This window comes from Nitrosopumilus sp. (assembly GCF_025699125.1).
In the GTDB taxonomy this organism is placed as follows: domain Archaea; phylum Thermoproteota; class Nitrososphaeria; order Nitrososphaerales; family Nitrosopumilaceae; genus Nitrosopumilus.
This window is the reverse complement of record NZ_JAILWC010000003.1, coordinates 144,478-160,149: the sequence shown is the minus strand read 5'-3', so window position 1 is coordinate 160,149 and position 15,672 is coordinate 144,478. Positions and strand designations below refer to the sequence as shown.

Below are 15,672 nucleotides of genomic sequence, written 5' to 3'. Positions count from 1 at the left end.
AGATTCAAGTTCCAAGAGGCTCGAATTATTTTTAGAGAAATTATTTTTCTACTGGAAGTTCTAGTTTATTTCCCCATTCTCCCCAAGACCCAAGATACACTTTGACATTTTTGAATCCTAATTTTTTTAAAACCAAAAAGGAATTTGCAGCTCGATATGCTCCTTGACAATAGGTAATGATTTCAGTATCTTTTGGATAATTGTACATTTGTAATAATTGCTTATCATTTTTGAAAGTACCATCTTCATTGAGATTTTGATTCCAGTCAATATTGATTGAATTTGGAATATGACCAGACTGAGCAGCACGGACTATACTTCCGTCAAATTCTCCAGGTGAGCGGGCGTCAAGGATTTTTACGTTTTTCAGATTATCTCTAATGTATTCAAACCCTGAAATAATTTCTGGATTAATTTTTCCTGAAAAATTAGATGGTTTGAATCCATTAGGTTTTGTTTCTAGTGGAAGATTTTCTTTTTTCCATTTTGTAATTCCGCCATCAAGCATGGATGTATTTTCATGTGAAAAATACATCAGCATCCAAACACCTCTTGCGGCAAGCATTCCAGAAACAGAATCATAAAAGATGATTTTTTTTTCTGGAGTAACTCCAAGGAATGAAAGAAGATTTTTGGTTTGATTATTGAAATTCTCAATTCCTTGTTTTGTTGTATCAATCCAATGAAATGCAAACAAGTCCAAATGTACAGATCCTGGAATATGTTCTTCAGAATATTCCTTGAAAGAACGAGTGTCAGCAATTATAACATTAGGATCATTGATAATTGAATTAAGATCGGCTGTGGTGATTAGCATAATTTGGATAAAATGATCAAATCTAAATTGATTTGGATTGAATAATAAAAAGAAGAAAAGAAAAGGGTTTTTCTTATTCGTTTACGTATGCTCTTTCTCCGTGCTGTGCTAAATCGAGGCCAATCTCCTCTTCTTTTGGAGTGACTCTGATTCCGCCAGGCCATACGGCATCCATTACTTTGAGGATTACAATTGTAACACCAAAGGCATAGCCTATTGATATTGCAGCACCAATGATGCTGATTGCTTGCTGTTCCATTCCTTCTGCAGTTCCAGTCCATGCACCGATACCGTCTCCAGTATCCCAAATGTGTGGGCTAGCCAATGTACCAGTCAAAATTGCACCTGTAAGACCACCCATTCCGTGTACTCCCCATACATCTAATGCGTCGTCCCATTTGCGTGCACTCTTGAATGCAATTGCTGCATAACAAATTGTACCAGCTGCAATACCGATTATAATCGCAGCCATTGGACCTACCCAACCAGAGGCTGGTGTGATTGCTACCAATCCTGCTACTGCTCCTGATGCAGCTCCTACGACACTTGGTTTTCCTGTATGTGCCCAAGACATGAGCACCCAAGTGACTGCAGCCATACCAGTTGCTGTATTTGTAACAGTCCATGCGCTGACGGTAATGCCGTCTACCATAACTTCACTTCCTGCGTTGAAGCCAAACCATCCAAACCATAGAATTCCTGCGCCGAGGACTACCATTGGGATGTTGTGTGGCTCCATTGGAACTTTGCCATATCCAAGTCGTCTACCAAGGACTAAGGCACCTGCCAATGCAGCGAATCCTGAAGATATGTGTACTACAGTACCACCAGCAAAGTCTAATGCATATGATGGAGATAAGTCTGGATCGAGGTCTAGTGAACCTCCTCCTATGTATCCTCCTCCCCAGACCCAGTGTGCTATTGGATCATAAACGAAGGTTCCCCATAAGAGTACGAATATTACTAATGCGCTGAATTTGATTCTGTCAATCAATCCACCAATAATTAGAACTGGTGTAATGATAGCGAATGTTGCTTGGAACATTGCAAATAGTTGGTGTGGTACTGTACCAGGCCAACCTTGACTACAAACATCACCTTCAACCATCGCATTCATTTGATAAGCTGCTGACCAAGTGTCTCCACAAGGACCTGCTTCACCTAATGGTGCATATGGTGAAACCATGTTAAATCCGGCGTAATCTAGATTTCCCATGAATAAGTTTGCATCTGAATCAATTCCGCCAAATGCTAGTGAGTATCCCCATAGAACCCATTGTACTGACATTAGACCCATTACAATTAAGGTCATACCAAGTACATTGACGATGTTCTTTGATCTGGCCAATCCGCCATAAAAGAAACCGACACCTGGGGACATGAAGAGTACTAATGAAGTTGCAGTTAGCATCCATGCTGTATCACCTGTATCAATTTTACAAGGTAGCATGCCGCCATCTTCTTCATACCAACATTCGTTAGGGTTACCTGTGTAAATTCCACTGGTTCCCTTTACATATCCGTCCATACCATCAGTAACTTGTTGTGCATATGCCTGTGACATTGCACCTGCTGCTGTGATGGATACTGCGGCTACAAGTAATAGAGCATACTTGTAGTTCCTAGAATTCATTAAATTTATCGAAATTGAAAATTATTTAAGCATTGGAGACTCGAAAGACTGTGAAAAAGTAAATTATTATATTTTAGTATATTCTGATAATAACATAAAATATGAAAATTATGTCAAGGTGTAATAAATGAAGATTAAATCAAACACTAAACTTGCAATTTTTGATACATTCAAGACTAAAGGAGATGATTTGACAGGAGAAGCAAATAGACAAAGATCAATTATTACAATACTTGGAAGTAATGCAAATGCTGCTGAAAGAACACGTACTGGTATTTCTCAGAGAATAGCAAAAAAACATGGGATATCTTGGAAGAATATCTATTCAGGGATATTTCGGGATCTTGATGAAATTTTGCTTCCTATGGAGATTGCAGAAGAAGATGGTAGATTACCCCTAAAAAGAGGTCCAAAAGCACTACAAGAAAAGGGAATTCCATATTATCATTTAACAAAAAAAGGTATTTTGATAGCACTATCATTAAGTGAAATTAAAAACAGAGAAGAATTACTAAAAGAGTTTTTCGCAAAGGCCGAATCCTCTGAAAAGGAATTTGAGAAAATTTTAACAAGTCTGTTAAAAATAAGTCCAAATTTTACTTATTCAATTTTTCAAAAATATGTCAAGGCGTTTTGTGAGAATAAAATTGAAGAGTTACTCCCCTTGGATCTATCAAAATTGAAGGATATTTCAGATGAATCATTAATAATTCAGAAAGAGATTCTACTAGCCTTTTTAAAACTCTCAAAGCAAGAAAAAGGTGAGGCCATAATATTCTTAGATAAAATTACCTAAGATTAGTTCTTAGGAATAGTTCGCCAAACATTAAAATCAGTTGTCTATAGAGATTGATCGAAATGGGCGGTTCAAAGAATGTCTATGCCTCAGTTAAAGCGTATAGTAAAAGAGGTAAATTATTGACAAAGGCTGATTTTCAAACACTTGCCGAATCAAGAGATTTAGAAGAATTAATGACCAGAATTAAGAATACAGTTTATGCTGATTCTGTAGCAGATGTTCAAAAACCATATACTTCACAAAATATCGAATCAGCCCTAAGAAGCAAACTGGCAGATATTCATTATTCCATTGCAAAGACATCAGGAAATTCGGGTGTATTAGACGCATATTACATGAAATTTATCATATCAAATCTAAAATTAATTCTTAAAGGCAAAGTACTAGGTAAATCTCAAGAAGAGATTGAAACTCACGTAAATCTTCATGCAGAAGAATTAATCAAACAAAGAGATATTGTAATCAAAGCTCTAGTTTCAAAAGATCTTGAAGAAGCAGTTGCAAGCTTAAATTCAGTTAAATTTGGAGAAGAGATTGCAAAGGCTGCAGCATTATACAATGAAAAAAAGAATGTGCAAATCTTTGATACATATTTTGATAAAATATTATATCAACATCTAGCAGGTGCAATGAAAAATTATTCTGATAAGGAAGCTACAAAACTAGTTTCGATGGATATTGATTTTTATAATATTTTGAGTGTAATCAGAGGAAAGTTTTGGGGATTGAAAGAAGAACAAATCCAAGATCTAGTTATTAGTACAAGTCCACCTGCAAGAGAATTGCTTGGAAGAATGATGGCAGCAGCAACAGCCAGAGATGCATTTAATGAATTATCCAGCACCAAATACAAGGATTTAGTTCCTCAAGTAGAAAATGAATTGGATGCTATTGCAGAATTTGAAAGAGCATTTGAGATGGCAATATACAGTGCATCACTGAGATCATTCACTAAGATGTTTAGTTTTGCAACCATTGTTGGAATTACTAAATTGACTTCATTTGAAATTAGAAATCTTGCAGCTATTGCTTTTGCAGTTGAACAAAAAATTCCAACTGACATTACAATGTCAAAGTTGATCCTAGAAGAAGAATAGGAATTATAACATGTTTAATTTTCCAAAGAAAAAAACAGAAATTTCTACAGAAGTTCTAATCAGATTCATTTGGGTGAGTTCATTCTTAGCAATGATTTTCACATTACCTCCGTTGGGATTATTTCTAGGAATTTACTATTTCACAGGCGAGCTTATCATGGGGGCGGTTATTGGTTTTGGTGTCCATTTTGTGATATTAGCATTTTCAGGAAGAATTTCGAAAATTATAACCAAAATCATGAGCTAAACTAAAAGGGATCATAAAAGAAGGTAAATTGTCATGATGGGAGATAGAGATTTTCGAAAAATTATTCAAAGTGCTGTTAAATCTATTGGAAAAGAGTTAGAGGTTCAAATAGATTCAAAGGATATTCAAACTATACATCTTCATGAAGTAGTTCAATGTCTTAGACGCTCTTACTATGATAGAGTAGATCCTCAAGAAATTGAAAGACGAGGATTCAATGAGCTTCTCTCAGGATTACTAAGAAAACTAGAGTATGGAAGTGAACCAAAAGAATTTGCCATAGATGACATTAGGCTAAAAGGCCAAGTCGATATGATAGTAGATGACACTATTCTTTTATTCAGACCAGCACCTGTTGAATTAGAAAGTCCTCAAGCAAATGATGTTTTGTATCTTAATGCATGTATGTGGATTTATGACAAAAATGATGGAGTTGTTGTATATATTTCAGGAGATAGAAAAGAGACAACATTCTCATTAACACGAAACAAAAAGATGTTTGAGGAAGTAATTAGAAGAGTAAGAGTTCTAAATGATCTTCTAAAAGAACAAAAAATTCCAATCTTAGAGCCATCAACTGAATGCTCTGAATGTCAATATTATGAAAGATGTTTTATGAAAAAGAAGAATTCCAAGCAGATATCTCTAGCAGAAATGTTAGGAATGGGCGACAATAATTAGATGAATTAAAAATATTGTAAAGGAAAAATTCCTTTTGGTTAATCGAGTGGTTCTGGGTGTCCTTTACCACGAAGAGCGAATGTCACTACTGCTAGTGCTATTGCGACTCCTGCTGCTGCGCCAAACGCGGCCATACCTGCTTCTGCCATTTGATAAAAACCCACTTTACGAGCTTTTATAACTTTGCCAATATTTTTTCTCTAAAAACAAAATATCATAATTTTTGAATTCTATGATACTATAGGAATTTACCTTGTAAATTCGAAATGAAGCTCATTTTCTTGGCCACTAGTCATTGAGCTGAGATTGTAAAAGACATCACCAGAAACTCGCCAAGTATTCGTACCATCCTCAAAGGCTTTCCACAAATCAGGAGTATTACCAGTGTTTCTCAACACAACTTTATCTCTTAGAATAATAGAATTTTCACCAAGAAGAGTATAGTAATTTGAGCCAAATTCCACCATTCCCTCTGGTCTACTGCCAATTTCACCACCTGAGATTTGCTCAAAATCTGAATAGCCTGTTTCAAATAATTGATAATCCATAGTTTGAACTATTACAGAACGTGGGTTAGGATTAGAAATTTTGAAGGCAATATCAATTGTTGCTGAACGTTCTGAAATTTTTGCCACTGAAATATCTTCTAATTCAATTTCTAAGGGTTTTACTTGCTGAACAATTGGGGTTGCAGCTAAAGAATCATCCTGAGATGAAATCACCATCGTTGGTCCTACTAAAAGAATCCCACCTAATATCAAAGCAAGTGCTGCAACTGCAACACCAACAAAAATTTTAGGATTCATTATTTTTTCATTTCCTCTTGATGTCTTAAATGTTAAGATAGTTATTATACCATTGGAGGTAGAAAAGAATTATGCAGTATTTTCAAGCAGTTCAACAAGGAAAATTACGAGCAAGTAAATCACAAATGAAGATGTTTGATGTAGCTGGATTTGCAATGTTAACGTTAACTACCAAAAAAATTGATGGGAAATTTCATCCAGTGGGAGAAGAAGAATTTACAGCAGTTATTAATTCTCCAGATGGATATGTAGCAGTTATTGTAGATAAAGATGGATTTACAAAGGCTCAATCAAAGGCTTTAAAAAAAGATGAAGCTATTTCAATTTTCAAAAAACTTCTAGATGCAGGAATGCAAGAATATCCAGAGAAGGAGATTCAAATTTGGTCTGAAACAAGACAGACAATTCAAAATGAAAAATCTGAATAATTATTTTGAACCAAGAACAATTTCTGTGCCTACATTAACACCTTTAATAGCACTTTCAATATTTTTTGGAGTAGCCTTTAGAATCCTGGTTTTAATTTTAGAACGTTCTATAATTTTTAGAGCCACAATATCCATCAGATCATAACCTCCAGCAACAGAATCTTCATGGATAAGCATATTTTTTAAATTCTTAAGTTCAATACGTCTAAATTTTTTTGCATTTTTGTATTTATTTGGATCCTTGTCATAAACGCCATCAACATCAGTTGCATTAAGAAATTGTTCTGCTTGTACTTTTTCTGCAATCAAAGCTGCAGTACCATTAGTGCTCTGTCCAGGATGTAAACCGCCAGCTACAACGATTAATCCATCATCAACTGCATGTCTAACTTCCTGTAATGTAGTTGGTGGATGTGAATATGCTTTATTTTTTAGAGCATAAATCAATAACTTTGCATTGAGTCTTGATATTTCAATACCTAATTCATCAAGAGTTGATTCATCAGCGCCTGAAGATCTTGCATGAGAAATGTAATGTCGTGCAATATTTCCACCCCCAGCAATAACTATTGGCTGACAAATATTACTAATTTTTACTAGAAATTCTGCATAATCTTTTAGTACTTTGACATTGTCCATTCCAAAAATTTTACCAGATAATTTTATGACAATTCTTTTTTTCATTTTAGATCACCAATAATCGATTTTGCGGCAATTTCAACTTTCTTTCTGTTCTTTTGATGAGTATAAATTCTAAGAATATTCATAAAGCCTGAAATTGCTGAAACGACTGGAATTTCAGAAATTGGCATTTCTTTTGCCGATGATTTTCCATTTTCATTTGAGATTAAAATTATAGATTTAGATTCATTTTTTGATGGTGCAAGAGGAATTGACGGAGTAACAGAACTATCAACAAAGATTTCGTTTTCTTCAACTTTAGATTTTTTAGAAATTGTTGATCTTAGTTCATCGGTTCTTGTTTTTTTCAGATCAATATGACTAGTCAATATTCTTTCAAATACACATTTTAGCAATTTTCGATTTTGGTAATCTTGAGCAAATTGTCTAGCACGTTTTAATTTCATAGATTTGGATGAGATTAAAGTAGATAAAATATATTCATCTGTAAGGTTAACAAATTCAGTTAGATTAAAAGTTGTAAAACCAAATTCATCATCAGATAATCTAAGGGCTTCAAGCAACATTACTTCTGCCGCTCGTACAGTTTTATGAAAATAAACGGCCTTAAACATTTGATATCTTGAATGCATCATTGATTCAAAAGAATACAATGCGGAGCGTTCTAAAGATAATTTTTTTTTATGAACATCAAGGGATTGAGTAATTCTTTTATGATCAATTTTTGCATGTTCTGCTCCCGTAAAATAACCATCTCTAAGTAAATAATCCATCATATCCGCACTAAGTGCACCTGAAACAATTTCATTTAGGTATTGAAATTTAGAATCCCCAAAAGCGATTTTTGTAACAAGTTTTTTGTCATATCCATTTTTTGATAAATTATCTCCAATTTCAGATTTTAGAATAATTTTTTTACCAAAGTCTTCATGTGAAAATTTTTTTTCTTGTATTATTTCCTCAAATAGATGAGAAAATGGACCATGCCCTATATCATGTAAGAGCCCAGACAATCTTAGAATTTCAATGTCATCAGATTTCAAAATCCCTTTTTCATTTAATGCATTACCTGCTTGACTTGCAATATGCATTACACCTAGTGAATGCTCAAATCTTGTATGTTGAGCTGCAGGATAAGTTAAATGAGCCCCTGAAAGTTGTCTTATTCGTCTTAATCTTTGAAAAATAGGATTATCAATTATTGATAATTCATGTTCATAAACACGGATAAAATCATGAATAGGATCAATTATATCGAGATAATTTTTTTTCATAATCCTATTTTCTTCGAAAATGTTTTTATTATTTCTTCATGTACTTCTTGTTTAGATTTTGATGCATCAATTATTTTCCAATTTTTTTTCTTTGCAATAGTTCTGTAGATTTTAGAAATTTTTCTTAAAAATTCTTCATTTTTTTCAAATTTGTCGCGATGAGTTTTTTGTCTATCAAAGGATTCTTTTTGTGATACATCAAGTAAAATTACAAGATCAGCCTTTGGTAGACCGGCATCAAGATTCTCAAGCCATTTTGGATTCAAACCATTTGCAATTCCATAAATTAGATTTGAATGATAATATCGGTTCATTATGAGAATTGAATTTTTTTCTTGTGCTGATATTATTTCATCGAGTTTTTCCCATCTATTTGCAGATAATAAACAGTGAATTACTTGTGGGGGGAATTTTCGTTTTCCATCCAAATACTTTCTTATTTCTTGTCCTATTGGGGTGTTGTAATCAGGAAAATGAAATAACTTAGTTTTGATCTTTCTTTTTTTTAGAGCTTTTTCCAAAAGAGTTGACTGAGTTAATTTTCCTGCTTGATCTCCACCTTCTATTACAATAATCATAAGTTATCAAAGATGTGAAATTAATTGATTAAAAATCTATCAAGGTTTATAACCAAAAATTGAGCATATATCTCAAAATGGGATTAGTAAAATCTATGGCAAATGAAATGATAAAAGAAATTGGAAATAAATCAAGAGAATTTTATGAGTTTGTTTTACCTCCAGTTGATATGTATCTTGATGAGGATAAATTAACATTATTAGTCGACATGCCAGGATTTGAAAAAAAAGATATCAAGTTATCTATCAATGGAAATATTTTATCAATTCAAGCATGCAAAGAAATTTCTGAACAAGACAAGCACAATATGATTTGTAATCAGAGACCAAACATAATTGATAAGAAAATAAGATTGCCTATTGAGTTAAAGGAGGGAGAAGAATCAGTTAATTCTGCAAAATACGAGCAAGGAGTTTTGACAATTATTGTTCCTGTCCAAAAACATGGGAAAGATATCAAAATAGAATAGTTATCGTTTTCTAAATATTGTAAAAATACTCATAATAACTAATGAACCAATCATTCCAGTAATTCCAATTAATTCATTTGTAGTATACAAAAATGAAGAGCCAATAAAAATTGCAGCAGAAAGAATACTGCCAGAAAGTAAAATATTAGATTTCGGTTTTGTATTTAAGAGATTCAATGATCTGTTGTCATCAAGATATTTTTTGAGTTCTGGTGCTATAGAAATTGTAGCATCAATTGATTTTGCAAATCGTTCAAATGAATGCTTTATTTCTTCAATGTATGCATCTTTGATTAGGCTCTCTTCTTCTAAAATTTCTCTTAGAATTTTTACAAACTTAAAATTTACTTTGTGTGTTTTGTAAATGCCTTCAATAATTGATGCCATTCTCATATACAGAGCCAAATTTTTTGGAAGAATAAAGGGAAATTTACTCATAGTTTTATTGGCAAGTTCCATCAAACTTTCAACTTCCATCTCATCTGGTTTTTTACCGTGCATTGCACGAACAGTTAGTTCAATTCCTTTCTCAATTACTGAGCGATTAAAATCGGGTGTAAGCATTCCAAGATCATACATTGCATTAACAGTTCTTGGAGGATCTTTTTCTACTAATGCAAGATATAGACGGATCAATCTTAGTCTAGTTTCGTCATCTAGTCTTCCAACCATCCCATAATCATACAAAATCAATTTTCCATCATCAGTAACTGAAATGTTTCCTGGATGAGGATCTGCGTGAAATATTGAGTGTTTGAGAAGCATAGTAAAGAAGACCTTATGAACGTCAATTACCAGTTTTTGTCTATCAATTCCCTTTTCATTTAGGGCTTCAATATTAGTAATTTTAATGCCCGGAAGGTATTCCATTGTGAGGACATTTTTTGATGAATATTCATCGTATACTGAAGGGACTACAACTTTGTTATTATTTTCTAAATCATGTTTAATTTTTTTGAGATTTTCTGATTCGTTGGTATAATCCATTTCTTCATGTATTGTTTCAATAAATTGAGAAAGCATCGCTCTTGCTGAATAACGTAAGTTTGGATCAACAAATCTTAATGCTAATGGAAGAATTTTTTTTAAAACCCTAATATCTTCTGCAACAATTTTTTCAATTCCAGGTCTTTTTACTTTAATGACTATTTGTTTACCAGAAATGGAACCTCTGTAAACTTGTCCTAATGATGCACCAGAAATAGAATTCGGATCTATTTGATCAAATGTTTCATTAATTGGACCAAGATCTTTTTCAATGACTGATTTTGCTTGATCAAAAGGTGCAGCTGGAACACTGTCCTGAAGTTTTGAAAGTTCTTCCAAATATGGTTGAGGTAAAATGTCTGCTCTTGAAGAAAGCCATTGTCCTAATTTAATATAGACAGGTCCTAATGAGATGAATGTATCAAGTGCTTTACGAGCATTTTTTCTAAATTGTTCTAAATCTATTTCATTTCCTTCATGGTAAATCCATTTTTTCCTATCTTTTCGTAATGCAAGAATTGATGGGAAAAGTTTGATGAGGACATAAATCGTTCTGGTCGTAGACATTATTCATTCCCAATAATTTTTAATTTTTTTAGTTGCAGAATATCCCAGATATCCAATAATAATTGATGAAAGTAAACCAGAAGCAAAAGATTTCTTTTTTGAGTTGTTATTAAGAATTTTTTTTGTGACTTGTGAACCACCAAAGATTGCACATGCAAGACCAACCAAAATTTCAGGGGCATCATGAACTAAATGTCCAATAGGATCTTTTCTTGGATCAATTTTATCAGTATGAAGAAGAAATTTCTCATCATATTCTCTAATGTGTAAATTACCATAACGATATTGTTTTTTTGCTCCATTTTTTTGTCCAAGGAATGTTTCTTCTGCTCCTTCAAGCATGAATTCTCTTAATTCCTTTGGGACTTCAATCTCATCCCCAGGCATAATCGCAAGATCTAGTAATTGCTTATAATCTTACGGTATTCAAAGTGCCTAAATCTAAGACCAGAAATGAATTATGCTTTGGTAACGATTAGACAAAAATTTTACAAATTAGTATTTAGATCTAATTAATAATTTCTACGAGAATATAATATTCAAATTTAACATGTTTGTATCAAATAGTAGGATAGAGAGGTTTTTCCCTAAAACGGTATTATTCAATCTATCAAAGGTAAAAATAATTTTAAGATTTTAATCGATCTTTTGTAAACATTACAAAACTAATTGAAAATGCAATTAACATTCCAATACCTGTGACATAAGCATAATTAATTTCATCATCAGGATGAACTTCCTGATGGTAATTATTTATCAGAAAAGTGAGAATCAACAAAACTACACCAATTATTGTTAATTTGTGATGAGTTTCCAATAAGAAAAAGAATGATAATAACTAATATGAATTTAGAAAAAATAAGAATATTCAAAGAAGAGGAGTTGTGATAAATCCAACTACACTACCTACTAGAAACAGAAATACACCCTTTGCCATACCCAGTTATAATTTTGTTAGATTTGATATAATTATGATGTAAATTTCCCAAAAATGGAATCAATAATAATTCATGGAGCAGATTCTGTTTGAGATAGCCTTTCAATTACTTTTTCGAGCTCTACTTTATTGTCGTTAATAACACGTTTCACTATATCAATTTCTTTACGAATTTGTTCTAAGGATGAATCATCAGAATTTTTGATTTGTTTTTCTAAATCTTCTAGAATTTGTTGATGGTATTGATTCATTTTTTCTAATTCATTTTTGTAATTTTCTAATTTTTCATATTGATTAGATATTTCAGAAATTTCTACATACTCTTGGTTTGTTAAAAATCCAAGAATTATCACTACACTTCCCACAACTACAACTGCAATTAAAATAACAATACTTGATCTCAATTTAACTAACCTTAAGTATACAATTCGGATTAAAAATTAATCTTTAATTAGTCTCAATTTTGGCTTTTTTACGCCTACGAACAATAAAGATTCCAGCACCAACTGCCAGAATAATTGGAATGACGATCAAAGTTGAATCAAGGTTACCACTATTATCATTTGATGGTTCTTTAACAAGGATGGTTGCATCATGTGTTAAAAATACTTCATCTCTAGTACTGTCTTTGTATCTTATAGTTATAGTAATGTCATGTTCTCCATATCTGGGCTCTCCATCAAATTCTATCGGAACATTAAATGGTACTGGTGCGTCAACTTCAATCTCATCAATGAATTGAGTACTTGATTTGATATTAGAATTACCACGAGGTTCAATTGTTACAAAACCAAATAATCCATCTTCATTTCCTTCATTAATTATTTCTCCAATAACCATTTGTTTACCAGACAAATCAATTACATCTATGTTGAAAATAGTAAGATCAATTAATCCTTTAATGTAAAAGTCTACAATTTTTGAAATGACTTTTTCATCTCCATGGGTATTAAAGTATGAGATAGACAAAGGAAGTCTTAGTGTATCTCCTCTAAGTGATTCTGGAACATAAACTGTTGCTGTAAGATATCTTACAGATTTCGGATCAATGTTTCCAATATCCCAGCTTGATTCTAAAATTACAACATTTTCTATATTGGTAATTGATGATGATGTAGAAGCCAATTCGGTTTGTGTGTTAGTTGCAGTTATATCTACACCAGAAATTGGTGCAGTTCCATTATTTGAAATTTCAATAACTACGTCATTGGTTCTTAATGAAGTAAGAAATGGCTCTATTGCTTTTACATTGATCACACTATCGCCAGTTACTTTGAAATCAAAATCTGCAAATGCTGTTCTAACTCCAGATTCTCTTAATCTAGAATAATCAACTTTTACAGTTCCAGGATACTGTTGAATTCTTATATTTTTATCAAGATTTACAAAAAATGTGAGATAGAAATTTTCTCCAGCCAAAGAATTAGAATCGCTATCAGCACGGATTATTGAGCCGGGACCATCAGATGCAGAGAAACCTAATGGTAATGACAACTGGCCTCTAATACCTGTAATATCCTGTGTGCCCACATTTGCAAATACTACTGTAAATGGAACGTTACTATCTCCTGAGTCTACTTCAATTTTCTCATTTATTGTTCCAAAATAAGCATCTAAAAATTTTACATCGCCAAAATCTCTTTCAAATGGAGAATCACCAAAACCGCCTGATTTTATTTGAGCATAAGAGTTTTCAAAAATAAATGGCACAAGTCCAATTACAAATAATGCAAACATAATCTTTAGAATCATTATGCAGTTACTTCCATTTTTGAGGGGTGATCACCTTCGAATGCTCTACCATCTTTGATAGTGATTACTTTGTCTACATCACCAAAATGCTGTCTATCGTGAGTGACTATAACAAATGTTTGATTTAGTTTTTTTGCCATTGATTTCATTAATTGAACTATGGTTTCTGAAGTTACAGAATCAAGGTTACCAGTTGGTTCATCTGCTAAAACAATTGAGGGTTTATTGATTAATCCTCTAGCAATTGCTACTCTTTGAGCTTGTCCACCAGAAATTTTGTTTGCTCGTTTATTCATTTGATCCTCTAGTCCCACGGCCTTTAGTAAATCTCTTGCATCTTTTTCTGATGTATGATTGGTTCCAGCAATTTGCCTTGGTAACAAAATGTTTTCTAAAACTGTAAGATCACTTAATAAATTTGAAAATTGGAAGATGAATCCTAATTTTTTATTTCTAAATGATGAAACGTTGTTGTCATCAAGGGTTGTAGTATCAATGTTATCAATGAAAATTTTTCCGTTTGTAGGACGATCTAATAATCCAATCATGTTAAGCAAAGTAGATTTACCAGAACCAGAACTTCCCACAATTAGAACAATTTCTCCTTTCTCAATTGAAAATGATACATCATCAAGAGCTTTTACTTTGTTTTCTCCTTCACCGTAAATCTTACTTAGATTACTTATTTCAAGTACTTTAGACAGTTCTCATCGCCTCCACTGGTAACAATTTTGTTGCTCTATATGAGGGATATAATGATGCAATAATTGCCAAAACAAATGACGTTAATGCTGTTTGTATAATTTTTTCCCAGTTATAGCTTACTTCAAGAGGTAGACTGTTATTAAAAGACATTTTTGTTTCCTTGGCATAAAATGTGTAGCCCAATCCTGCCGCAGTACCCACACCAGCTCCTATTGCTCCAATAATCATTCCTTGGAAAATAAAAATTATCAAAATATCTTTTCGTTTAGCTCCTATTGCTCTCATTACTCCAATTTCTCTTGTTTTACCATTTACTAACATCATTTGAATTGTAACAATTGCAAATGCTGATGACATCATTCCAAAATATCCAATCATGTTAATCATTGCAATACCTGATCTAAAACCAGCTAATTGTTGTTCAGCTGATTCTTCTATGGTTTCTGCAATAAAATCATCATTTGGGAATGATCTTAAGAAGAACTCTTTTACTTCAAATGCCTTTGATGGATCATTAAGTTTTACTATTAGAGATCCTGTGTCACCATGTCTATTCATCATATCACGTAAAGTATCAATATGTACTACAGCAGTATAATCAAATCCTTGGCCACCGGGTGATTGAGCAATTCCAGATACGGTAAATCTTCGAATTTGATCTTGTCCATATCTATCAACTATGAGAACTTTAACACTATCACCAACTTGAGCTCCACCAAGATCTCTTGCAACATTTGATCCTAATACTATAGAATTTCTAGAGAAAACATAGGAACCATCTGTAACAGTTTGGGCAACAGTTGATGCAAGAATATCCCTGAATGGATCAACACCTACAATAGGAACTCTGGTTTCTTCTACTAATTTTCCACTTTTAGTCATATTCATTTCTGCCGTCGATGAAAGCCGCGGAGTTGCAGCTTCAACATAGGGAATTCTTTCAAACCAATTCACAAGAGACAAATCAGATTTATCAATAAAATCTGCATCATCAGTGACAAGAATATCACCATTTCGATAATCACTGATATCCCTAACAATTGCATCAAAGAGTCCCTGAAAAATTACAAAGTTTACATGAATTACTAAAATTCCAATCGTTACTGCCAATACTGCTCCAATCAAACTGCCTTTTTTGTTGAACAGCATTCGTTTTGCTAATCGTAACCTATATTCCACAAAAATTATAAAATAGTCTGATATTTAATATATTTGATATATCTGCTAACAAAATAGACAGTTTTATATCATA

General features: G+C 32.8%; 19 protein-coding genes. 6 read left to right on the top strand and 13 right to left on the bottom strand.

The genetic code is table 11. From position 1 onward, the window contains the following. Positions 1 to 40: 40 nt before the first annotated feature. The gene (locus K5783_RS08425; RefSeq protein WP_297473691.1) at positions 41 to 817 is read right to left on the bottom strand and encodes a sulfurtransferase; all 777 of its coding nucleotides are present in this window, start codon (positions 815 to 817) and stop codon (positions 41 to 43) included. Between the two features lie 73 nt (positions 818 to 890). After that, entirely contained in the window at positions 891 to 2,450 is a 1,560-nt protein-coding gene (locus K5783_RS08420; RefSeq protein WP_109877489.1) for an ammonium transporter, read from the bottom strand. 127 nt (positions 2,451 to 2,577) lie between these two features. Between K5783_RS08420 and K5783_RS08415 the strand changes: the two genes are divergently transcribed. The 4 genes from K5783_RS08415 (at position 2,578) to K5783_RS08400 (ending at position 5,274) form a co-directional block, all read left to right on the top strand. After that, entirely contained in the window at positions 2,578 to 3,246 is a 669-nt protein-coding gene (locus K5783_RS08415) for a hypothetical protein (RefSeq protein WP_297473689.1), read from the top strand. Positions 3,247 to 3,308: 62 nt separating this feature from the next. Continuing rightward, entirely contained in the window at positions 3,309 to 4,346 is a 1,038-nt protein-coding gene (locus K5783_RS08410; RefSeq protein ID WP_297473688.1) for a V-type ATPase subunit, read from the top strand. A 10-nt stretch (positions 4,347 to 4,356) separates the two neighbouring features. Next, positions 4,357 to 4,593, top strand: a complete 237-nt coding sequence (locus K5783_RS08405; protein ID WP_297473686.1) for a hypothetical protein — start codon at positions 4,357 to 4,359, stop codon at positions 4,591 to 4,593. A 33-nt stretch (positions 4,594 to 4,626) separates the two neighbouring features. Next, positions 4,627 to 5,274: a hypothetical protein gene (locus K5783_RS08400; RefSeq protein WP_297473685.1), complete on the top strand. Its 648-nt coding sequence runs from the start codon at positions 4,627 to 4,629 to the stop codon at positions 5,272 to 5,274. A gap of 248 nt (positions 5,275 to 5,522) precedes the next feature. On the opposite strand, the gene K5783_RS08395 is transcribed toward K5783_RS08400, so the two are convergent. Next, positions 5,523 to 6,080: a hypothetical protein gene (locus K5783_RS08395; protein ID WP_297473684.1), complete on the bottom strand. Its 558-nt coding sequence runs from the start codon at positions 6,078 to 6,080 to the stop codon at positions 5,523 to 5,525. Between the two features lie 71 nt (positions 6,081 to 6,151). Here K5783_RS08395 and K5783_RS08390 point away from each other — a divergent pair, with 71 nt between their 5' ends. Beyond that, on the top strand, positions 6,152 to 6,508 hold the full coding sequence (locus tag K5783_RS08390) for a hypothetical protein (RefSeq protein WP_109877495.1): 357 nt from the start codon (positions 6,152 to 6,154) through the stop codon (positions 6,506 to 6,508). On the opposite strand, the gene pyrH is transcribed toward K5783_RS08390, so the two are convergent. The 3 genes from pyrH to tmk are packed head-to-tail and all read right to left on the bottom strand — an operon-like array spanning position 6,509 to position 9,002. Further along, the gene (pyrH, locus tag K5783_RS08385; protein WP_109877496.1) at positions 6,509 to 7,192 is read right to left on the bottom strand and encodes a UMP kinase; all 684 of its coding nucleotides are present in this window, start codon (positions 7,190 to 7,192) and stop codon (positions 6,509 to 6,511) included. Further along, a complete protein-coding gene (locus K5783_RS08380; protein ID WP_297473683.1) occupies positions 7,189 to 8,424 on the bottom strand; it encodes an HD domain-containing protein in 1,236 nt (411 codons plus the stop codon). The genes pyrH and K5783_RS08380 overlap by 4 nt, the downstream gene beginning before the upstream one ends. Next, positions 8,421 to 9,002 (bottom strand): dTMP kinase, encoded by a 582-nt coding sequence (gene tmk / locus K5783_RS08375; RefSeq protein ID WP_297473681.1) that lies wholly within the window; start codon positions 9,000 to 9,002, stop codon positions 8,421 to 8,423. The genes K5783_RS08380 and tmk overlap by 4 nt, the downstream gene beginning before the upstream one ends. 77 nt (positions 9,003 to 9,079) lie before the next feature. On the opposite strand from tmk, the gene hsp14 reads away from it, so the two are divergent. Beyond that, positions 9,080 to 9,472 carry an archaeal heat shock protein Hsp14 gene (gene hsp14 / locus K5783_RS08370; RefSeq protein ID WP_297473679.1) on the top strand — a complete coding sequence of 131 codons (393 nt, stop codon included), beginning with the start codon at positions 9,080 to 9,082 and terminating at the stop codon, positions 9,470 to 9,472. Here hsp14 and K5783_RS08365 read toward each other — a convergent pair whose 3' ends face one another. From K5783_RS08365 to K5783_RS08335, 7 genes are all read right to left on the bottom strand, one after another. After that, a complete protein-coding gene (locus tag K5783_RS08365; protein ID WP_297473677.1) occupies positions 9,473 to 11,026 on the bottom strand; it encodes an AarF/ABC1/UbiB kinase family protein in 1,554 nt (517 codons plus the stop codon). It lies immediately after the preceding gene. 3 nt (positions 11,027 to 11,029) lie between these two features. Continuing rightward, complete coding sequence (locus tag K5783_RS08360; protein WP_297473676.1) at positions 11,030 to 11,413, bottom strand: hypothetical protein; 384 nt, start codon at positions 11,411 to 11,413, stop codon at positions 11,030 to 11,032. Between the two features lie 241 nt (positions 11,414 to 11,654). Further along, positions 11,655 to 11,843 (bottom strand): hypothetical protein, encoded by a 189-nt coding sequence (locus K5783_RS08355; RefSeq protein WP_297473675.1) that lies wholly within the window; start codon positions 11,841 to 11,843, stop codon positions 11,655 to 11,657. Between the two features lie 191 nt (positions 11,844 to 12,034). After that, on the bottom strand, positions 12,035 to 12,367 hold the full coding sequence (locus tag K5783_RS08350) for a hypothetical protein (RefSeq protein WP_297473674.1): 333 nt from the start codon (positions 12,365 to 12,367) through the stop codon (positions 12,035 to 12,037). A 43-nt stretch (positions 12,368 to 12,410) separates the two neighbouring features. After that, on the bottom strand, positions 12,411 to 13,715 hold the full coding sequence (locus K5783_RS08345) for a hypothetical protein (protein ID WP_297473672.1): 1,305 nt from the start codon (positions 13,713 to 13,715) through the stop codon (positions 12,411 to 12,413). Beyond that, positions 13,715 to 14,383: an ABC transporter ATP-binding protein gene (locus tag K5783_RS08340; RefSeq protein WP_297473951.1), complete on the bottom strand. Its 669-nt coding sequence runs from the start codon at positions 14,381 to 14,383 to the stop codon at positions 13,715 to 13,717. The genes K5783_RS08345 and K5783_RS08340 overlap by 1 nt, the downstream gene beginning before the upstream one ends. A 28-nt stretch (positions 14,384 to 14,411) precedes the next feature. Next, complete coding sequence (locus K5783_RS08335; protein ID WP_366939182.1) at positions 14,412 to 15,569, bottom strand: FtsX-like permease family protein; 1,158 nt, start codon at positions 15,567 to 15,569, stop codon at positions 14,412 to 14,414. Between the last annotated feature and the right edge of the window lie 103 nt (positions 15,570 to 15,672).